The following is a 19,552-nucleotide window of genomic DNA, read 5'->3' on the forward strand; positions in this document are numbered from 1 at the left end:
GCCGGGTCGATCGACCGGGTCGTGCTCACCGGCGCGTCGATGCCCGCCGGGCCTGGCGGACCAGCACGTCCGGGAAGGCGCGGTGCACCGCGACCGCGGCGACCACGGCGACGACGTCCTTGAGCAGGTCGCCGGGAAGGAACGGCAGGTCGGCAGTGATGGCAGCCTGCAGGGGCAGCCGCAGGTTGACCATCAGGCCCACCACGCCCAGGGCGTGGACCACGACCACGGTGGTGACGAAGGAGGCGGTCACGAGCAGCGGCACCCACAGGGTCCGCCGCGTGCGACGCAGGACGAGGCGGGCCGCCAGCCCGACGACCAGCGCCGCGAGCAGGAAGGAGACGAGGTAGCCGGCCGTCGGTCCGCTCAGGACCTGCAGGCCGGACTGCCCGCGGCTGAAGACCGGCAGGCCGACGAACCCGAGGAGCAGGTAGAGCAGGACCGCGAGGCCGGCGCGCACCGGCCCCAGCACGAGACCCGTCAGCATCACCGCCAGCGTCTGCAGGGTGATCGGCACCCCCAGCCCACCGACCGGGATGCCCGGCACGACGGCCGCAGCGACGAGCAGCGCCGTGAAGACCGCGACGAGGGAGACGGCCTGTGCGTCGACGCCTCGGCGGTCCGTGGCGACGGGGGTGGCGGCCTCGAGGTCGCTGCCCCGCGTCATCGACGGCAGGTGCGGGTCCGCGCTGCGCACAGGGGTGTTGTCAGTCACGGGCAGGACCCTACCCGGGCCTCTCCGAGGTCCCGGTCACTATGGTGCAGGAATGCTCGCTGCCTACGCCGCCAGTCAGTCCGCCTCCGACCCGCTCTCCGGCCTCGTGGTCGGGGAGCGGCCGGATCCCGAGGCGCGCCCGGGGTGGGAGGTGGTCGACCTGCGCGCGGCCGCTCTCAACCACCACGACGTCTGGTCACTGCGCGGCGTGGGTCTCCCGGCCGACCGGCTGCCCATGGTCCTCGGCTGCGACGGCGCCGGCGTGGACGCCGACGGCAACGAGGTGATCGTCCACGCCGTCATCCCGTCGGACGGCTGGCGCGGCGACGAGACCCTCGACCCGCGTCGCACCCTGCTCTCCGAGCTGCACGACGGCACCCTGGCGCAGAAGGTCCTCATCCCGGCCGGCAACGTCGTGCCCAAGCCTGCGTCGATGGCCTGGGAGACCGCCGCGTGCCTCTCGACCGCGTGGCTCACGGCATACCGCATGCTCTTCACCAACTCGGGAGTGCAGCCCGGCGGCACCGTGCTGGTCCAGGGTGCCGGCGGCGGGGTCGCGACCGCGCTCATCCAGCTGGGGGCGGCCGCGGGCTACCGCATGTGGGCCACCTCTCGCGACGAGGCCCGCGGGAAGCGAGCCCTGGAGATCGGCGCCGACCGCGTGTTCGGGTCGGGCGAGCGCCTCCCGGAGCGCGTCGACGCCGTCATGGAGACCGTCGGGGCGGCGACCTGGTCACACTCCGTGAACTCGCTGCGCCCGGGCGGCACCATCGTCATCTCCGGCGCGACGTCGGGCGACGCCCCGGCCAAGGCGGAGCTGACGAAGATCTTCTTCAAGCAGCTGCGGGTGGTCGGCTCCACCATGGGCAGCCGCGAGGAGCTGGGGCAGCTCGCCCGGTTCGTGGAGCAGCGCGGCATCGAGCCGGTCGTCGACTCGGTGATGCCGCTCGAGCAGGCCCGCGACGGGTTCGCTCGCATGGTCGACGGCGACGTCTTCGGCAAGGTGGTCTTCACCGTCGGGTGAGCCCGAAGCGCCTCCCGGCTCAAGGGGGCTCAGGGCGGGCTCAGGGCAGGCTCAGGGCAGCGGCGCGGCCGAGACGTGCACGACGGTCGAGAGCCCGTCGGCCGCGGGGGGCCCGGCCGTCCCGACGAGCCACTCGCACCACAGCGCCGCCTGGAGCCGGGCCACGAGCCGGCCCAGCTCGTAGGAGCTCTCGGCCCCGAGGGTCACGGACAGCTGGCCGACGTCGGCGGTGCCGGACTCGAAGCCGTGCAGGGCCGTGCGGACCGCCCGTGACAGCGCCTCGCGCCGGCTCTCGGGGCCGGCCTGGGCGATGCCCACGGAGGCGGCCTCACGGCTGCCGGGCTCGACGCCGAGCGCAGCCCGCACGGCCTCCACGCGCCCGTAGCCGAACCAGTCACCCGGCCCGGTGCGCACGAGGTCCCGCGCGCCCGGGTGCTCCTCGCCCGGGTCGTCCACGAGGACGCCGGCCACTCCGCGGACCACGGCGGCAGGAACGGCGGAGACCTTGCCCTTGACGAGGTCGGCCGCAGCGGCGAGCTCGTCGGCCACGGCCCGAGCCGTCACCTCGAGCGGCCGGCCGTCGGCATCGGCCCCGCCGCGCAGGTCGTCGAGGACGTGCAGCCCGTGCGCTCCGATCGCGAAGTCGACCTGGCCGACGCGCCAGGGCCGTCCGGCCGTGTCGCTCAGCACGACGCCGACGCGCACGCCGTGCCGCGCCAGCAGGGCCTCGTGGAGCTGCCGGCAGACGTCGTCGGGGTCGTGGGGGAGGACCAGCCAGCCGCCACGGTCCCCGGTGTTGGAGCCGTCGACGCCGGCCGCGGCCATGACCGGCCCCGCCTTGGCCCGCACCACGCGGGTCACCCGGTCACCGACCGCGCGCTCGGCGACGACGTACTCGCTCTCGCCGCGGACCACCTCGTCCTTGTCGCTGTCGTGCGTCACCAGGCCGAGGGCCTTGCTCGCGACCTTGCTCGAGACGACCACGACGTCGCCGTCGGCGAGCCGCACCCCCGAGTGGTCGAGCCCGACCTGGAGCACGTCGGCGAGGTCGTCGCCCTCGCGGACCTCGGGTATGCCGGTCAGTGGCGTGACGACGACGGGCGTGGTCACGCGGTGGCCCGCGCGGCACGCAGCCGCATGCCGAGGTCGACGGTTGCGCCGGCCATGTCCGCGGCGGCCTCGACCGAGCTCATCAGCAGCGGGCGGCGGACCACCTCGAGCCCGCGCCTGTCCGGCATCGCGTCGTCCTCGTCGACCAGCCAGCCGTCGAGGAAGTCCGAGTAGAGGCCGGCGACCCCGGCGCTGGACTCCTCGACACCGATGGTCCGCAGGCACACGTCGGCGTGGCCGCGGACCGGACGGCCTCCGACGAGGGGCGAGACGCCGACGACGGGGGCGCGGGTGCCGCGCAGGGCGTCACGCACGCCGGGGACCCCGAGGATGATGCCGATCGAGACGACGGGGTTGCTGGGCGGCAGGACGACGAGGTCGGCCTCGCGGATGGCGTCGAGCACGCCAGGGGCAGGGGTCGCCCGGTCGAGCCCGGCGACGACGAAGCGCTCGGCCGGCAGCGCGGCCCGGTGGCGCACCCACCACTCCTGGAAGTGGATGGCGCGCTGGTCGCCGCCGTCGTCCACGACGACGTGGGTCTCGACAGGGGTGTCGGTCATCGGCAGCAGTCGCACGCCGAGCTCACCGAGCCCCCAGCGGGCGGAGAGCCGCTCGACGACTGCGCTCAGCGGCATGCCCTGGCCGAGCAGCTGCGAGCGGTAGACGTGGGTCGCGAAGTCCTTGTCGCCCAGCGTGAACCACTGCGGCTCGGCGCCGAGGGCCGCGAGCTCCTCGGCCAGGTGGTGCGTCTCGTCCGCTCGTCCCCAGCCCTGCCCCTCGTGGATGCCGCCGCCGAGCGTGTAGAGCAGCGTGTCGATGTCGGGGCACACGCGCAGCCCGAAGAGGGTGATGTCATCACCGGTGTTGCCGATGACCGTCAGCTCGAGGTGGTCGGCGGCACCGCGGCCCTCGGCGGCCGCGGCGGTCTGTCGGGCGTGGTGGAGCAGGCCGCGGAGGAACCGGGCGCCGCCGACTCCTCCGGCCAGGGCGGTGATGCGCATGCGTCGATCCTCTCAGCACGCCGTTCGCCGGGGGCCGCCCGGGTGTCCGTTCACAAAGTCGTGGGGCGAATATCACCAACTCGCTTGACGGGATGGGTATGACACGCATGTAATTCCATTGTTGTTATCGGTCGGGGTCACGTGGCTGGGAGCTGGGGATCGTCTTGTCCCAACCTCCCGGATGGCGGTGCCGCTCGATGCAAGTGCTGACACAAAGGTGCAGTCAGGGTCGAGGAGGGGTCATGCACGAGCTGATGGTGGTTTGGTCGGACACGGGCGAGCAGGAGGGTGAGCTCTCCTGGCAGGAGCGCTCGCTCTGTGCCCAGACCGACCCGGAGGCGTTCTTCCCGGAGAAGGGCGGCTCCACGCGCGAGGCCAAGAAGGTCTGCGTCGGGTGCGAGGTGCGGTCCGAGTGCCTCGAGTACGCCCTGTCCAACGACGAGCGGTTCGGCATCTGGGGCGGACTGTCCGAGCGGGAGCGCCGCAAGCTGAAGAAGCGCGCGGTCTGACCGTGACGTGCAAGCCCGGCCCGTTCCCGGCGTCCGGGTGAAGGCTCCCGCTGTGCCCGACGAGCTCGCCCGAGACCTGAGCACCCCTGCCACGACGGGTGGTGCGTCGTACGTGTCGCCGTCCGCCCCTCCCTCCACCGGGCCGCGCACGAACGGGACGGTCGACGCGGTCGTCGTGGTGCACAACGGAGCCGCGTGGCTGGCGCAGTGTCTCGACGGCCTGGCCGCCCAGACGCTGGCGCCCGCCCGGCTCGTCATCGTCGACGTTGCGAGCACCGACACCTCCGCAGCCATCGCCCACGCCCACTCGGGCGTGCGGCGGGCCATCCCGTCGGTCGAGGTCCTGCACCTCGAGAAACGGGTGGCCGTCGGCGAAGCGGTTCAGCGCGGGGTCGAGGCCCACGCCGTCGACGGGGACTCCTCGGCGCGCTGGGTGTGGGTGCTGCACGACGACACGGTGCCCCGGGCCAACGCCCTGGCCCAGCTGCTCCAGGCCGGGCTCCGCTCGAAGTCGGTGGGCGTGGCCGGCCCGAAGATCGTCAGCTGGGAAGACCCCCGGCGCCTCGTCGAGATGGGCATCCAGATCACCCGCACCGGACGCCGACTCGCGTCCCCGGCGCGTGGCGAGGCCGACCAGGGGCAGTACGACAACCGCGCCGACGTGCTCGCCGTGAGCACGAGCGGCATGCTGGTCCGTCGGTCGGTGTGGGAGGACCTGCGCGGGTTCGACCCCGCCTTCGTCGAGCACGGAGCCGACCTGGACTTCGGCTGGCGGGCCCAGCTGGCCGGTCACCGCGTCGTGGTCGTCCCCGCAGCCGTCGTCCGCGAGGCCTCCGCGGGCCTCGACGGCGAGCGGCCGGGCGTGGCCAGACCGCGCGAGCTCGAGCGCCGCGGCCGGCGGGCCGCCCGACAGGTCACCCTGGCCCGGTGCTCGCCACTCGCAGCACCCTTCCTGGCCGTCTGGATGGCGCTGTCCGCCGTCGTGGCGTCCGTGACGCTGCTCGTCGCCAAGCGCCCACGCCAGGCCTGGCGCGAGCTGACCGACGTGACCGCACTGCTGCACCCCTTCGCCACCTTCGGGGCGCGCTGGCGCGGCCGCTCGACCAAGCGGCTGCGACGGGACCACCTCGGCACGCTCTTCGTGCCGCCGACCGTCGCGGCGCGCACCACCCTCGACCACATCCAGGACGCCATCACGCCGGAGCGCACGCGCGCCCGGCACGAGGTGCTCGCGACCAGCGCCGAGACCGGACCGGTCGCCGACGAGTCGGAGTCGCTCGACAACCTGCCCGCGTCCCTCCCGCGGCGGATCGTCACCCACCCCGGCTTCCTTGCGGTCGTGGCCGTGCTGGTCGCCACCGTGGCCGCCTGGCGCGACCCCCTGCGTGCGGGTGCACTGTCCCCGACCAACGCCGGAGTCGCCGGAGGCGAGCTGCGGCCGGTCACCACCAACGCCTACGGCCTCTGGCACGCCTTCCGCGACGCCTGGCACGGCGCCGGCTTCGGTACCGGTGCCGAGTCCGGGCCCCACCTCGCGGTGCTCTCGGCGCTCACCTGGTTCGCCGAGCGGCTGCCGGGCGTGGCCGAGAGCCGGTCGAGCGCAGGGGTCACCGTCGCGTGGCTGCTCTTCCTCACCCCGGTGCTCGCCACCTGGTCGGCGTACCTCGCCGGGCGCGTGGTGACCTCCTCGCGCACCGCCCGTGCCGTCGCCGCCCTGGCCTGGGGCACCGCGGGAGTGGCGGCCACCGCTCTGGCCCAGGGCCGCGTCACCGTGTCGGTCGTGCACATCCTGCTGCCGTTCGTCCTCGCCGGCTTCTGCCTGGCCGCCCGGCGCGACGGCACCTTCACCGCCACCTTCGCGACGGCTCTCGCGACCGCGGTGCTCGGCGCCTTCGCCCCGCCCCTGCTGGCGCTCTCGCTGGTCGCGGCCCTGCTCCTGCTCGTGCTCGGCCCCGGGCTGCGGCGCGTCCGGGCCCTGGTCCTGCTCGTCGTCCCCGCCGCGCTGCTCGGGCCGTGGGTGGCGCGCTTCGTCGACGACCCTCGCCTGCTGCTGTCGGGGCCCGGCCTGCTCTCGACCACCGACGACCGCGGTGTCCCCGGGGTGCTCTCCCTCGTCCTGGGCGAGCCGGGCGCGGCCGGCTGGACCGTCTGGCTCGGGGCGCCGCTCGTGGTCCTCGGAGTGCTCGGCCTCGCGACCCGCGGACGCAACCGGGCCGAGTCCCTCGGTCTGGCCGTCGGTGGCCTGCTGGCCCTGGTCGGGCTTGCCGGCGCGCTCGCATCCGCGCACGTGGTCCTGGGGTCGGCCGAGACCGGTGTCGGCCAATCTGCCCCCGCGCACCTGTGGTCGGGCCTCGGCGTGCAGCTGTGGCTCGCCGGCCTGGTCGTCGGCCTCCTCGCCGGCAGCCGTCTTGTGCTGGCCACGCTCGGCGGTCCGCGTCGCCGGTGGGGCTTCGTCGCGGCGACCGCGGCAGTCGTGCTCGCGGTCGTCCCCCTCGTCGGCGGCGCGGCCGTGTGGGGCGTCGACGGGATCGGGCGCACGCTCTCGGTCGGCCAGGCCACGCTGCCTGCGGTGGCCGTCGAGCAGGGCAGCGGCGCCCTGGGCAACCGGCTGCTGCTGCTGCGTCCCTCCGACGAGGTCGTCGACTTCGTGCTCGCCGGCCAGGAGCCGGGTGAGCTGCTCCGCGATCTGGACCGGGCGCCGGACGCCGACGAGACGCCCCTCGTGAACGCCGTCGCCGACATCGTGGGTGGACGCTCCGCCGACTCGCTCGACTCCCGGGCCCTCGCCCGCCTCGGGATCGGCTTCGTCCAGGTCCGTGGCAGCGCCGACTCGCCGCTCGCGCGCCGCCTCGACTCCGCCCAGGGGCTGAGCCGGCTCGGCACCAGCGAGCGGGGCACGCTGTGGAAGGTGCAGCCGCTGCCGGCCGCACCCGGGGCCGCTCCCACCACGGCTCCCTCCCGTGCGCGTCTCGTGGACGCCGACGGGGGGCTGCTGCAGGTCGTGCCCACCTCCGGGCCCCACGCCGCGGTGGACGCCACCCTGCCGGCAGGCGCGGCCCCGCGCTTCCTCGTGCTCGCCGAGCCCGCGGAGTGGTCCCAGCAGGCGCTCGTGACCTTCGACGGCCGGGAGCTCGAGCCCGTGGCCGGAGCCGCCCAGCCCACGTATGCCGTGCCGCCCACGGCCGGGACGCTCGCGGTCGACCTGGCCGCTGCACGGCCCTGGTGGCGGCTCGGGCAGGCAGTCCTGCTCGGGTTCGTGGTGTTCATGGCCGTGCCCTTCGGCAACCGACGTTCCAGGAGACGCTCGTGACCAACGTGACCGGGATCGTCCGAGCCGGGGTGGTGGCGCTGGCCGCCGCCGGCCTCGCCGTGGGCGCAACCCGCGTCGGTGGCTCGCTGCAGCTTGCTGCCGCGGGCGGGCGGGCCGGCCTCGCCGAGACCTCGAGCGTCCTGGTCGACCAGGCCTCGCTGGTGTGCCCGGGCCAGCAGCGTCTCGGCGCGAGCGGCCTGCGAGACGTCAAGGGCACGGTCACCGTGGCCGCCGCCTCACCGGCGCCCGGGGTCGTGGCCGGCGCGCCCGCCACGGCCTCCGGCACCGTGCAGCTGTTCGGGGGACCGTCGTCCGACGGCCTCGGCCAGACCTCCGAGCGTGGCGCCGTGGTGTCGGCCGGCTCGACCGCGCCGGCCTCCGTGCTCGTGCGTGCCCGCGGCGCCCTGGCTCCCGGGCTTGTCGCCACCCAGGTCTGGCGCCACGGCGGCGACGACGACCGCGGCCTGGCTGTCACCCCCTGCCAGCTGCCGTCCTCCGACGCGTGGCTGGTGGGCGGCGGCGCCGGCGCGTCCCGCACCGAGCGCGTCATCGTCACCAACCCCGGTGCCAACGCAGTCTCCGTCTCCTTGGAGGTCCTCGGCCGTACCGGGCGCATCGACGCTGCCTCCGGCCGCACGGTCTCGGTGGCACCCCTGTCGCGCGAGGTCCTCTCACTCGACGCGGTCGCGCCCGACGAGCCGTCCCCGGTGGTGCACGTCAGTGCGACGGGAGGGGTCGTCTCCGCCGTCCTCGACGAGCAGTGGATCGACGGAGCCACCGGCCGGGGGATCGACGACGCCACGCGTGCCGCCTCTCCCGGCACCGATCTCGTCGTGCCGGGCGTCGAGACCGGCGGGGCGGTGTGGCTGCGGCTGGCCAACCCCGGTGACACGGAGGCCCTGGCCCGGGTTCGCCTCCTCACCGGCAAGGGGCCGGTCCAACCTGACGACCTGCGGGCCGTGCGAGTGCCCGCCGGTGGCACCGTCGACGTCCCCGTCCCGCGCAACGCCGGCCCGATGGGTCTCGGCATCCGGTCCGACCACGCGCTGGTGGCCGCCGCCTGGACCGAGCGGCGCGCCACGACCGCCGACCGGATGGGTGACTTCGCCTGGACCCCTGCCACGCCGGAACTGCGGGGCGTCGCCGGGGTCGTGCTGCCCGGCCTGCAGGGAACCACCAAACGGCTTCTCCTCACCGCGGGCTCGGCCCCGGCCACCGTGCGGGTGCGGCTCGGCTCGGGCGACGACGCGCGGGTGTCCACGGTGCCGGTCGCTGCCGACTCGACCGCGGTCGTCGACGCGGGGAACGCAGACGCCGTATGGGTGGTGCCGACCACCGGAACGGTGCGCGGCGCCGTCTCCGTCGCCGGCGCTGACGGGGGCGTGCCGTTCTTCTCCGTCGCCTCGCTCAGCGAGGCGCCCGTGCGGGCGCAGTCGGTGCCCGTGCGCCAGGTGCGCAACTAGCAGGGCCCCGACCGGTCACTCGCCGAAGCCGGGGTCCAGCTCTTCCGGAGACACGCCGAGGAGGCCGGCGACCTGCTCCGTCACGATGTCGGCGACGAGCGCAGCGACGTCACGGCGGTCGGTGACGCGGGTCTCGACCGGCCGTCGGTAGACCACGATGCGCGCCGGGCGCGCGCTCGTCGCCGGGTAGAGCCGTCCCAGCGGCACCTCGCGGTGGTCCCATGGCGCCGGGCCACGCGGGACGTCCTCGACGGCGAACTCCACTGCGGGGAAAGCGCGCCCACACGTCGCCTCGAGTCGGGCGGCAGCGTCCAGCACGAAGTCGTCGAACTCGTCGCGGCGCGAGGCCATCGCCGGCACCGGTGGCCACGCCAGCGGCCCGCGCCGGCCACGACCGTGCCGGTCGCGTCGGCGATGCCCGGAGGTGCGGGGATCGGCAGTGTCCACGCCTCCACTCTAGATCGGCGGGCGTCGCTGCCGACTCCGACGCCCCGTGCCGAGGTCTCACCCCGCCCGGCGGCATACGTCCTCTGATCGTGGCGCGGACGGCGTGGTGATTCGTCGTCTCCGCGAGGTCGGGCTAGAGTCCCCGTTCGTGGGTCTGACACGTGGTTGCTCGAAGACGGGATGCGCCCGTCCTGCCGTCGCCACCCTGACCTACGCGTACGCCGACCGCGCAGTCGTCGTGGGGCCGCTGGCGACGTATGCCGAGCCGCACACCTACGACCTGTGCCTCGAGCACGCCGAGCGCATGACCGCGCCCCGCGGCTGGGACGTCGTGCGCGTGGGCGGGGAGTTCCCCGAGCCGACGCTCGCGACCGACGACCTGCTGGCGCTCGCCGACGCGGTGCGGGAGGCGGGGCGCCCCCGTTCGGCTCGGCCGTCTGAGGCGCGCACCGCGTCGTCGCGCGGGCAGGCGAACGCCGAGGCCGACTCCGGCGCCGTCGAGTCCGGCCGTCGTGGACACCTGCGAATCCTCAAGGACTCCTGAGCACTAGTCTGTTCGGCGTGCCGCACCTCGCAGACTTCGTCAAGGCCTACGACGTACGTGGGATCGTGCCCGACCAGCTCTCCCCGGAGGTGGCCGAGGCGCTCGGAGCAGCCTTCGCCGAGGTCGTCGCCGTGCCGGACGGCGCGCGTGGCGTCGTCATCGGGCACGACATGCGCCCGAGCTCCCCTGAGCTGTCGGCCGCCTTCGCTGCCGGCGTCACCTCGCGAGGAGTCGACGTCACCGTCATCGGCCTGTGCTCGACGGACGGGCTCTACTACGCCAGCGGCGCGCTCGACCTGCCCGGGGCGATGTTCACCGCGAGCCACAACCCGGCTCGCTACAACGGCATCAAGCTGTGCCGCTCCGCCGCGAGGCCGGTCGGCCAGGACTCCGGCCTGGCCGAGATCCGCGACCTCGCGCAGTGGATGATCGGCGGCGGGAGCGGGCTGGCACGGCCGGCCGGCGGACCTGGCTCGGTGACGACCCGTGACCTCCTCGGCGACTACGCCGCCTTCCTGCGTGGCCTCGTCGACCTCTCCGCGTCCCGACCGCTCAAGGTCGTCGTCGACGCGGGCAACGGCATGGGCGGCCACACTGTCCCGGCCGTCCTCGGCACGAGCGCCGGGCTCCCCGGGCTGCCGCTCGAGATCGTGCCGCTCTACTTCGAGCTCGACGGGACCTTCCCCAACCACGAGGCCAACCCGCTCGACCCGGCCAACCTCGTCGACCTTCAGGCTGCGGTGCGAGAGCACGGAGCCGACATCGGTCTCGCCTTCGACGGAGATGCGGACCGCTGCTTCGTCGTCGACGCCGACGGCGAGCCGGTGTCACCCAGCGCGGTCACCGGGCTCGTGGCGGTGCGCGAGATCACCCGGGCGCGCGCCGGCGGCGACGCCGAGGTGGCGGTCGTGCACAACGTCATCTCCAGCGCGGCCGTCGCCGAGATCGTCGCGGAGCAGGGCGCCCGGCCGGTGCGCACGCGGGTGGGCCACTCCTTCATCAAGGCCGAGATGGCCCGCGCCGGCGCAGTCTTCGGCGGCGAGCACTCCGCCCACTACTACTTCCGCGACTTCTGGTACGCCGACACCGGAATGCTGGCCGCGATGCACGTCCTCGCCGCCCTCGGCGAGCAGGACCGGCCCCTGTCCGAGCTGTGCGCCGAGTACGAGCGCTACGTCGCCTCGGGCGAGATCAACTCCACGGTCGAGGACCAGCCCGCCGTGGTGGAGCAGGTCCGGGCCTGGGCCCAGGTGCGCGGTGCGCGCACCGACGAGCTCGACGGGCTCACGGTCAGCTGCCCCGAAGGCCAGCAGCCGTCGTGGTGGTTCAACGTCAGGGCCTCCAACACCGAGCCGCTGCTGCGGCTCAACGTCGAGGCCGCCGACCGTGAGACGATGCAGCACGTGCGCGACGAGCTGCTCGCCCTCATCCGGTCGGGACCCGCCGCCGCACCGGCCGACCCGGCCACCAGCACGAGCGACGACCCGTCGCACACCACGTCCGACCCCGCCGCAGGAGATGCTTCGTGAGCCAGAGCCAGCAGACCATCGAGCCGTGGCTGCGCGGCATCATCCGATGCCCCCAGTGCAAGGGCGAGCTCACCGACGCGCTCCACGGTGACGGCGACTCGCAGGTCGCCGAGCTGCGTTGCGACACCTGCCGACTCGCCTATCCCGTCGAGGGCGGCGTCCCCGTCCTGCTCGCCGAGCTCGCCCGCAGCACCGACAGCTGAACACCGTGGGCGCGGTGTTCGACGAGGCGCGCCTCGACGACGAGGGCGCCCTGGCGTCCCTCGACTCCAGCGAGACCCTCCGCGTGCTCGCGGGCGCCGGTGCCCAGGTCCGGAGCACCATGGCGGCCGCCGGGGAGGCCGGTCTCGACCGGCTGCGTGACGTCGGCCCCCGCGGGGTCGTGGTCGCCGCCGCCGGCGGTTCGGTCGCCGTCGCCGACATCTTCGAGGCGCTCTCGCGCGGAGCGTCCGCCCTTCCCGTCCAGAGCTGCTCGTCCGGGTCGCTGCCCGGGTGGGTGGGGGCGCTCGACGTGGTCCTCGCGGTGTCCCAGTCCGGCCGCGCCGCAGGGACGCTCGCCCTCGCCGCAGAGGCCTCTCGCCGAGGCGCCTTCCTCGTGACGGTCGGCGCCCCCGACTCACCGCTGGCGGACGTGTGCGCCCGTGCGCACGGGGTGCACGTGCCCATCGCGATGACCGGCTCGTCCTCGCGCACCTCGGTCTGGGCGCAGGCCACGCCCGCGCTGCTGGCCGCCGACGCCATGGGACTGGCCTCCGTCAGCCAGGAGACGCTGGGCAGCCTCGCCGACGTCCTCGACCGCACGGCCCTCGAGGCCGGCCCCGCGTCCGAGTCGTTCGTCAACCCGGCCAAGCTCCTTGCCGCCGACCTCGCCGAGTCCACGCCGATCGTGCTAGGAGAGGGGACCTTCGGGGAGGTCACCGCGCGCCGGGCGGCCGCCATGTTCGGGCGCACGGGTCGCGTCCCGGTCGCCCACGGCTGCCTGCCCGACGCCGCGAGCCAGATCGTCGCCTGCTTCGACGGTCCCCTGGCGCCGGGCCAGTCGGGCGGTGGCGGCAGCGACGACATCTTCGCCGACCCCTTCCTGGACGGCCCCAGCCGGCCACCGCTGCGCCTCGTGATGCTGCGCGACACCTCGCCGGGCGTCGGGCACGAGCTCGTCGACACCGTCGTGTCGGTGGCGCAGGACGCCGGCGTGCGCGTCTCGCTCGTGGACGCGGTGGCACCGGAGCCGCTGCTGCGGCTCGCCCACCACGTGGCCGTCACCGACTTCGCCGCGACCTACCTCGCGCTCGGCTTCGGTTTCGACCCCGCCACCTCGCCGCACGTGCGCCTGCTCCGTGGTGCCCGCGGCTCCGAGGGCCGTCGAGCCTGACGAGGCCGGCGGGCCCGGGGCACCCTTGCGCCCGGGCCACCGGGGGCGTACGCGTCGCCTCCCCGAGCGGGTCCACCGACGGCGTACGCGTGTGGGTCGGCCCCCGGAGGCCCGCCCGGGCCCGTGCCGCCACATAGGCTGCCCCGGTGGACCCGCACTACGACCTCGCCATCATCGGCAGCGGCTCGGGCAACGCACTCGTGACGCCCGACTTCGACGACAAGCGCGTCGCCGTCATCGAGGGCGGCACGTTCGGCGGCACCTGCCTCAACGTCGGCTGCATCCCGACCAAGATGTTCGTCTACGCGGCGGACCTCGCGCGCGACGTCCGGGACGCGCACCGCTACGGGGTCGACGCCACCCTCGAGGGGGTGCGCTGGATCGACGTGCGCGACCGCATCTTCGGGCGCATCGACCCGATCTCGGAGGGTGGGAGGAAGTACCGCCAGGACGGGCCCAACACGACCGCCTACCTCGGCCACGCCCGCTTCACCGGCGAGCGGCGGCTCACCGTCGCCCTGCCGGACGGCCGCGAGGAGACCCTGACCGCAGACCAGGTCGTCGTGGCGGCCGGGGCACACCCGGTCGTGCCGGACGTGGTCACCGAGTCAGGGGTGCCGTTCCACACCTCCGACACCATCATGCGGATCGACGAGCTGCCCCGACGCCTCGCCATCCTCGGCGGCGGGTTCATCGCGGCCGAGATGGCCCACGTCTTCGCCTCCTTCGGCGTGCACGTCACCGTCCTGGCGCGAGCCTCCCACCTGCTGCGCCACCTCGACACCGGCATCGCCCAGCGGTTCACCGACCTCGCGCGCGAGCAGTGGGACGTGCGCACCGGCACCAACGTCGTAGGGGTCGAGCGCGGCGCCGGGGGAGCGGGCGTGCGCCTGCGGCTCGACAGCGCCGCGGTCGTCGACGCGGACCTGCTCCTCGTCGCCACCGGCCGGCGCGCCAACACGGCCGAGCTCGGGACCGACGCCGGCGGCCTGCGGCTGCTCGAGGACGGGCGGATCGAGGTCGACGAGTTCGGCCGCACCAGTGCACCGGGCGTCTGGGCCCTCGGCGACGTCAGCGCGCCCTACCAGCTCAAGCACGTCGCGAACGCCGAGGCGAGGACGATCGCCCACAACCTCGTCCACCACGACGACCTGCGGCCGCTGCCCCACCGGCGGGTCCCCTCGGGCGTCTTCAGCCATCCCCAGATCGCGACGGTCGGGCTCACCGAGGAGGAGTGCGTCGAGCAGGGACTCGCCCACGTCACGTACGTGCAGGCGTACGGCGACACGGCATACGGCTGGGCCATGGAGGACACGACCAGCGTGTGCAAGCTCATCGCCGACCCGTCCACCGGCCTGCTGCTGGGCGCCCACCTGATGGGGCCGCAGGCCACCACCCTCATCCAGCCGCTCGTGCAGGGGATGGCGTTCGGCACCACGGTCCAGCACCTCGCGAGGGGTCAGTACTGGATCCACCCGGCCCTCGCCGAGGTGGTCGAGAACGCCCTGCTGGGCCTGCGCCTCGACGCGCCCGCGTTCTCAGGTGACTCCCAGACCACCCTAGGATGACGCCATGGCAGGCGGACTCGTAGCGCTCCTCGACGACATCGCGGCCCTCGTGAAGCTCGCCGCCGCGTCCGTCGACGACGTGGGCGCCGCCGCCGCCAAGGCCAGCGCCAAGGCGACCGGAGTCGTCGTCGACGACACGGCCGTCACGCCCCGCTACGTCGAGGGGCTGGCCCCCGAGCGCGAGCTGCCGATCATCCGGCGCATCGCGGTCGGCTCGCTGCGCAACAAGCTCCTGGTCATCCTCCCGGTGATCATGGTGCTGAGCCAGTTCCTCCCGTGGCTGCTCACGCCGATCCTCATGGTCGGCGGCGCCTACCTCGCCTACGAGGGTGCCGAGAAGGTCTGGGAGATCCTCTCGGGGCACCGTGAGGAGCAGGCCGGGACGGGCGAGGTCGACGAGGACGCGGTCGTCTCGGGCGCCGTGCGCACCGACTTCATCCTCTCGGCGGAGATCATGGTGATCGCGCTGAACGAGGTCGACAGCGAGCCCTTCCTCTCGCGCCTGGTCGTGCTGGCCATCGTCGCCGTGCTCATCACCGTGCTGGTCTACGGCGTGGTGGGCCTGATCGTGAAGATGGACGACGTCGGGCTGTCGCTCGCCAGGCGCGAGTCGGGCACCTCGCAGCGGGTCGGGCACGCCCTCGTCAAGGGGATGCCGCGGCTGCTCTCGGTGCTCTCCACGGTCGGGATCGCCGCCATGCTGTGGGTCGGTGGCCACATCCTGCTGGTCGGGGTCGACGAGCTCGGCTGGCACTGGCCCTATGCCCAGGTGCACCACCTCGAGGACGCGGTGCACGCGGTGGCCGGCGTCGGCGGCCTGCTCGCCTGGGTCGTCAACACGCTGGCGTCCGCGCTCGTCGGTCTCGTGGTCGGCGCCGTCATCGTCGCCGTCCTGCACGTCGTGCCGCGCCGCAAGAAGCACGACGAGGCCGCGGCGGCGCACTGACCCGACGTCGGGGTTCGACGCCGCATTCGAGCCCGAGCGGGGCCCGCCGCTAGACTGGGCCACTGCCGGCGTGGGTGATGACCCGCCACTACAGCCCAGAGGGGCGCGCCGGGTCTGCACACCGACGATCAAAGGAAGCGATCACTCATGTCCTTCGACTACAAGGTTGCCGACCTGAGCCTTGCCGAGGCCGGCCGACACCAGCTCCGACTCGCCGAGCACGAGATGCCCGGCCTCATGGCGATCCGTGAGGAGTACGCCGAGGCACAGCCGCTCAAGGGCGCGCGCATCGCCGGCTCGCTGCACATGACCGTGCAGACCGCCGTGCTCATCGAGACGCTCACCGCGCTCGGCGCCGAGGTCCGCTGGGCCTCCTGCAACATCTACTCCACGCAGGACGAGGCCGCCGCGGCCGTCGTCGTGGGCCCCGACGGCACCCCGGACGACCTCCAGGGCGTCCCGGTCTTCGCCTGGAAGGGCGAGACGCTGCCGGAGTACTGGTGGTGCACCGACCAGATCCTCACCTGGCCGGGCGGCGAGGGTCCGAACATGATCCTCGACGACGGCGGCGACGCCACGATGCTCGTGCACAAGGGCCTCGAGTGGGAGAAGGCCGGCCAGGTGCCGCCCACCACCGAGGAGGACTCCGAGGAGTTCGGCGTCTTCAAGGAGCTCGTGCGCCAGACCATGGCGACCGACCCGCAGAAGTGGACCACGGTCGCCGCCGGTATCAAGGGCGTCACCGAGGAGACCACCACCGGCGTCCACCGCCTCTACCAGCTGGCCGAGGCCGGCGAGCTGCTCTTCCCGGCGATCAACGTCAACGACGCGGTCACCAAGAGCAAGTTCGACAACACCTATGGCTGCCGCCACTCGCTCATCGACGGCCTCAACCGCGCCACCGACGTCCTCATCGGCGGCAAAGTCGCGGTCGTCGCCGGCTACGGCGACGTGGGCAAGGGCTGCGCCGAGTCGCTCCGCGGCCAGGGCGCGCGCGTCATCGTCACCGAGATCGACCCGATCTGTGCGCTGCAGGCCGCGATGGAGGGCTTCCAGGTCGCCCGCATGGAGGACGTCGTCGAGACCGCCGACATCTTCATCACCACGACCGGCTGCTACGACGTCATCACCGCCGAGCACATGACGAAGATGAAGAACAAGGCGATCGTGGCCAACATCGGCCACTTCGACAACGAGATCGACATGGCGGGCCTCGCCCGCGTGCCCGGCATCACGAAGACCCAGATCAAGCCGCAGGTCCACGAGTGGACCTTCGAGAGCGGCAGCTCGATCATCGTGCTGTCCGAGGGTCGCCTCATGAACCTCGGCAACGCCACCGGCCACCCGAGCTTCGTCATGAGCAACAGCTTCAGCAACCAGACGATCGCCCAGATCGAGCTGTTCACGAAGACGGCCGAGTACGACAACAAGGTCTACACGCTGCCCAAGCACCTCGACGAGAAGGTCGCGCGCCTGCACCTGGACGCACTGGGCGTCAAGCTCACCGAGCTGACCAAGGGCCAGGCCGAGTACCTCGGCGTCGACGTCGCCGGCCCGTACAAGCCGGACCACTACCGCTACTGACAGGCCGGTAGGGCCCGACCGGTCCCGAGGGTCCGGTCGTCACCGCGTACGTATGCCGTCCACCCCACCGGGTGGGCGGCATACGTCCGTTCGGGGCGGGTCCAGGACTGGAAGAGGCAGTCGGGCGGGCAGGCTCAGCGCGGCGCGCGGAGCAGGACGTACTGCGAACCGCGCTGGAGCATGTTCCAGTGCGCCTGGGCGGTGAGCGCCTCGACGACCGGCTGGTCCTTGCCCAGCAGCGCGTAGTCGCAGCGGGTCTTGGCGAGGTAGGACTGCCAGCCGGGGGCCGCGTGCTCGAAGTCGATGTGCTCCTTGACGTGGCCGGTGGCGTAGACCTCGACGCGGCCGTCGATGGTCGGACGCAGGTTCGGGTGGCTCCAGATGAGCCAGCCGCCGACGCCGTAGTCGTTGCAGACGACGGTCCCGGCCGGGAGGGCCGACAGGCGTGCGTCGAGGTCGCCCGCGCCCCAGGTCGGCACGGCGGCCCGCGCCGGCAGGACGACGGCGGCGAGGAGCAGGCCCAGGGCCGTGAGCCCGACCGTCAGGCGCGTCTCGCGCCGGGTCACCGGCTCGCGGTCCGGCGGGAGCAGCGTCTGGACGGTGGCTGCCGCGACGGGAGCGATGACGGCCGCGCCCAGGGCGACGGTCCGTGCGTAGAGCAGGGCCAGTCCGATCGCGAGGCCCACGAGCAGCACCTCGGTCCAGCGCACGGGCCGGCGCGAGCGTGCCCAGACGAGCACGACGGTCGCAGCCAGGACGAGGAAGGCCAGGAAGCCCGGCTGGCGCACCGACGGGGGCATCCACTCCTCGATGAACTGGGTCGTCTCGTTGACGGCGAACGGCGAGAGGAGCAGGGAGGGTCCGGTGGGCGTGAGGGCGGCGGCGGCGACCGACGCGACCGGCACCGCCGCGAGGCGCAGCCACCGGCGCAGCCCGACGACACGGTCCAGGGCGATGCCGAGCACCGCCACGACGCCGATGGCGACGCCGAAGAACCACATGCCGTGCGAGCAGGCCCACAGCCACGTCACGGGGACGAGCCACCAGCGGGGCCGGCCGTCCTGCGCGGATCGCAGCCACGCCGCGGTGAAGGCGACGGCGAAGGCGAACGACAGCAGGTGTGGGCGCAGCGACAGGCTCTGGCTCATCGCCACGAAGGTGACCGACGTGACGGCGGCCGAGGCCAGCAGCGAGGCCCGGGGGCGGGTGGCGCGCCAGAGGGTCAGCCCGATGGCGGCCACGCCCAGCGGCAGCAGCCACGCCACTGCGGGCAGCCCGAGCACCTCCTGCACGACGCTCATGAGCAGCTCGGGCAGCCACTCGTGCAGCCGCCACGGCTGCGTCGACATGGTGCTCCACGGGTCCGGGCCGTTGAAGGTCCAGCTCCGGCGCAGGTAGTCGCCGGCCGCGAGGTGCCAGAACGTGTCGGGGTCGCCGACCGGGCGAGCGGTCAGCACGACGGCGAGGAGGACGACGACCCCGGGCAGGGCCTGGCGCACCCGCAGCGGTAGGGCGCCCCGACGCGTCGGCACCGCTGCGGCAGTGGTCCCGCTCGAGGCGGCGTCTCCGGTGACGCCGGCGCCCGGGCCATCGGCCTGCGAGACGTCGCCGCGGTGGTGCTCGTGCCGCTCAGCCGTTGAGGCGGCGCCCCTGCTGTCGCTCGTCACCCGCAGATCATCGCCGCTGAGGAGCCGGGACGGGGCGTTTTGGGCGGATTGGCGGGGCCGGCTCGCACGGGCCGTCGGGAGCGGGCCCGGGCCGCGTGCGAGGATTGCCGGACCCCGATCCGAACACCTCTTCTGGCAGGGACCTCCATGAAGAAGCTCTTGACCGGTGCCGTGGCGCTGGCGCTGACCGTCTCGCTCGCCTCCTGCTCGAAGTCGGACGGCTCCGGGACGCAGCAGTCGTCGACAGGTCCCGCGGCCGCCAGCTCGAGCTCACCCGGGACGAGCGCCGGGAGCGGCTCGGGTTCCTCGACCGCGGCCGGATCGAGCGGCACCGCGAGCACCACCGCGAGCGGCGTGCCCCCGACTGCTGCGGGGCCGGCGGACCAGTCGACGCCGGAGGCCGCGATGACCTCCTGGCTGGCCGCGATGGTCTCGGGTGACGGCAACACGGTCTGCCGGCTCATGGCGACCGGCGGCAAGCCGATCACGAGCATCCCCGGCGCGGCACCCGCCTGCGGCAAGAAGATCACGCCCATGCTCGACCAGCTCAAGGAGCTCGGCGCGGCGTTCAAGGGCCTGCGGATCACCGGGGCCACCGTCAAGGGCGACACCGCCACCTTCGAGAGCGTCACGACCGAGCCGGCGCTCGCAGCCGACGTCGTCCGCAGCTTCAAGGCCGTCCGGGTCGGCGGCAAGTGGTACGTCACCCAGGGCTGAGCCGGCACCGCTGACCTTCCCCCGCCGTATGCCGTCCCGCAGGCCC

17 protein-coding genes are annotated in these 19,552 nt (G+C 73.8%); 12 read left to right on the plus strand and 5 right to left on the minus strand.

The window, feature by feature from the left end:
* Window positions 1–25: 25 nt before the first annotated feature.
* A complete protein-coding gene (locus tag ABD241_RS02015; protein WP_344057929.1) occupies window positions 26–715 on the minus strand; it encodes a biotin transporter BioY in 690 nt (229 codons plus the stop codon).
* A 52-nt stretch (window positions 716–767) separates the two neighbouring features.
* On the opposite strand from ABD241_RS02015, the gene ABD241_RS02020 reads away from it, so the two are divergent.
* The gene (locus tag ABD241_RS02020) at window positions 768–1,739 is read left to right on the plus strand and encodes a zinc-binding dehydrogenase (RefSeq protein WP_344057931.1); all 972 of its coding nucleotides are present in this window, start codon (window positions 768–770) and stop codon (window positions 1,737–1,739) included.
* Window positions 1,740–1,790: 51 nt separating this feature from the next.
* Here the strand turns inward: ABD241_RS02020 and ABD241_RS02025 are convergent, their stop codons facing one another.
* Together ABD241_RS02025 and cofD are read right to left on the minus strand one after the other, a co-directional pair.
* Window positions 1,791–2,849: a coenzyme F420-0:L-glutamate ligase gene (locus tag ABD241_RS02025; protein WP_344057933.1), complete on the minus strand. Its 1,059-nt coding sequence runs from the start codon at window positions 2,847–2,849 to the stop codon at window positions 1,791–1,793.
* Window positions 2,846–3,850, minus strand: a complete 1,005-nt coding sequence (gene cofD, locus ABD241_RS02030) for a 2-phospho-L-lactate transferase (protein ID WP_344057935.1) — start codon at window positions 3,848–3,850, stop codon at window positions 2,846–2,848. The genes ABD241_RS02025 and cofD overlap by 4 nt, the downstream gene beginning before the upstream one ends.
* 242 nt (window positions 3,851–4,092) lie before the next feature.
* Between cofD and ABD241_RS02035 the strand changes: the two genes are divergently transcribed.
* Genes ABD241_RS02035 through ABD241_RS02045 form a run of 3 tightly spaced genes read left to right on the plus strand, consistent with a single transcriptional unit; the run spans window position 4,093 to window position 9,132 of the window.
* The gene (locus ABD241_RS02035; protein WP_020143018.1) at window positions 4,093–4,359 is read left to right on the plus strand and encodes a WhiB family transcriptional regulator; all 267 of its coding nucleotides are present in this window, start codon (window positions 4,093–4,095) and stop codon (window positions 4,357–4,359) included.
* Window positions 4,360–4,411: 52 nt separating this feature from the next.
* The gene (locus tag ABD241_RS02040) at window positions 4,412–7,669 is read left to right on the plus strand and encodes a glycosyltransferase (protein ID WP_344057937.1); all 3,258 of its coding nucleotides are present in this window, start codon (window positions 4,412–4,414) and stop codon (window positions 7,667–7,669) included.
* A complete protein-coding gene (locus ABD241_RS02045; RefSeq protein ID WP_344057939.1) occupies window positions 7,666–9,132 on the plus strand; it encodes a DUF5719 family protein in 1,467 nt (488 codons plus the stop codon). Before ABD241_RS02040 ends, ABD241_RS02045 begins: the two co-directional genes overlap by 4 nt.
* Before the next feature lie 15 nt (window positions 9,133–9,147).
* Here ABD241_RS02045 and ABD241_RS02050 read toward each other — a convergent pair whose 3' ends face one another.
* The gene (locus tag ABD241_RS02050) at window positions 9,148–9,579 is read right to left on the minus strand and encodes a metallopeptidase family protein (protein ID WP_344057941.1); all 432 of its coding nucleotides are present in this window, start codon (window positions 9,577–9,579) and stop codon (window positions 9,148–9,150) included.
* A gap of 148 nt (window positions 9,580–9,727) precedes the next feature.
* Here ABD241_RS02050 and ABD241_RS02055 point away from each other — a divergent pair, with 148 nt between their 5' ends.
* The 7 genes from ABD241_RS02055 to ahcY all read left to right on the plus strand — a co-directional run bounded on the left by ABD241_RS02055 (window position 9,728) and on the right by ahcY (window position 17,122).
* Window positions 9,728–10,123, plus strand: coding sequence for a DUF3499 family protein (locus tag ABD241_RS02055; RefSeq protein WP_142184626.1), 396 nt, complete (start codon window positions 9,728–9,730; stop codon window positions 10,121–10,123).
* Between the two features lie 17 nt (window positions 10,124–10,140).
* Entirely contained in the window at window positions 10,141–11,652 is a 1,512-nt protein-coding gene (locus tag ABD241_RS02060; protein ID WP_425580654.1) for a phosphomannomutase/phosphoglucomutase, read from the plus strand.
* Entirely contained in the window at window positions 11,649–11,855 is a 207-nt protein-coding gene (locus ABD241_RS02065) for a Trm112 family protein (RefSeq protein ID WP_142221145.1), read from the plus strand. The genes ABD241_RS02060 and ABD241_RS02065 overlap by 4 nt, the downstream gene beginning before the upstream one ends.
* Window positions 11,856–11,860: 5 nt before the next feature.
* Window positions 11,861–13,024: an SIS domain-containing protein gene (locus ABD241_RS02070; RefSeq protein WP_344057947.1), complete on the plus strand. Its 1,164-nt coding sequence runs from the start codon at window positions 11,861–11,863 to the stop codon at window positions 13,022–13,024.
* A 146-nt stretch (window positions 13,025–13,170) separates the two neighbouring features.
* Complete coding sequence (locus ABD241_RS02075; RefSeq protein ID WP_344057949.1) at window positions 13,171–14,592, plus strand: mycothione reductase; 1,422 nt, start codon at window positions 13,171–13,173, stop codon at window positions 14,590–14,592.
* Between the two features lie 4 nt (window positions 14,593–14,596).
* A complete protein-coding gene (locus tag ABD241_RS02080) occupies window positions 14,597–15,538 on the plus strand; it encodes a DUF808 domain-containing protein (protein WP_344057951.1) in 942 nt (313 codons plus the stop codon).
* Window positions 15,539–15,685: 147 nt separating this feature from the next.
* Window positions 15,686–17,122: an adenosylhomocysteinase gene (gene ahcY / locus ABD241_RS02085; protein ID WP_344057953.1), complete on the plus strand. Its 1,437-nt coding sequence runs from the start codon at window positions 15,686–15,688 to the stop codon at window positions 17,120–17,122.
* Between the two features lie 134 nt (window positions 17,123–17,256).
* Here the strand turns inward: ahcY and ABD241_RS02090 are convergent, their stop codons facing one another.
* Window positions 17,257–18,789, minus strand: a complete 1,533-nt coding sequence (locus tag ABD241_RS02090; RefSeq protein WP_344057955.1) for a hypothetical protein — start codon at window positions 18,787–18,789, stop codon at window positions 17,257–17,259.
* Window positions 18,790–18,936: 147 nt separating this feature from the next.
* Here ABD241_RS02090 and ABD241_RS02095 point away from each other — a divergent pair, with 147 nt between their 5' ends.
* A complete protein-coding gene (locus ABD241_RS02095; RefSeq protein WP_344057957.1) occupies window positions 18,937–19,506 on the plus strand; it encodes a hypothetical protein in 570 nt (189 codons plus the stop codon).
* The last annotated feature ends 46 nt before the right edge of the window (window positions 19,507–19,552 follow it).

The organism is Terrabacter lapilli, assembly GCF_039531305.1.
GTDB classification, from domain to species: domain Bacteria; phylum Actinomycetota; class Actinomycetes; order Actinomycetales; family Dermatophilaceae; genus Terrabacter; species Terrabacter lapilli.

What these genes read in the sequence shown, in the direction of transcription:
- ABD241_RS02020 (WP_344057931.1), top strand. Translation starts at nt 768, where the DNA reads ATGCTCGCTGCCTACGCCGCCAGTCAGTCCGCCTCCGACCCGCTCTCC.
- cofD (WP_344057935.1), bottom strand. Translation starts at nt 3,850, where the DNA reads ATGCGCATCACCGCCCTGGCCGGAGGAGTCGGCGGCGCCCGGTTCCTC.
- ABD241_RS02035 (WP_020143018.1), top strand. Translation starts at nt 4,093, where the DNA reads ATGCACGAGCTGATGGTGGTTTGGTCGGACACGGGCGAGCAGGAGGGT.
- ABD241_RS02080 (WP_344057951.1), top strand. Translation starts at nt 14,597, where the DNA reads ATGGCAGGCGGACTCGTAGCGCTCCTCGACGACATCGCGGCCCTCGTG.
- ahcY (WP_344057953.1), top strand. Translation starts at nt 15,686, where the DNA reads ATGTCCTTCGACTACAAGGTTGCCGACCTGAGCCTTGCCGAGGCCGGC.
- ABD241_RS02095 (WP_344057957.1), top strand. Translation starts at nt 18,937, where the DNA reads ATGAAGAAGCTCTTGACCGGTGCCGTGGCGCTGGCGCTGACCGTCTCG.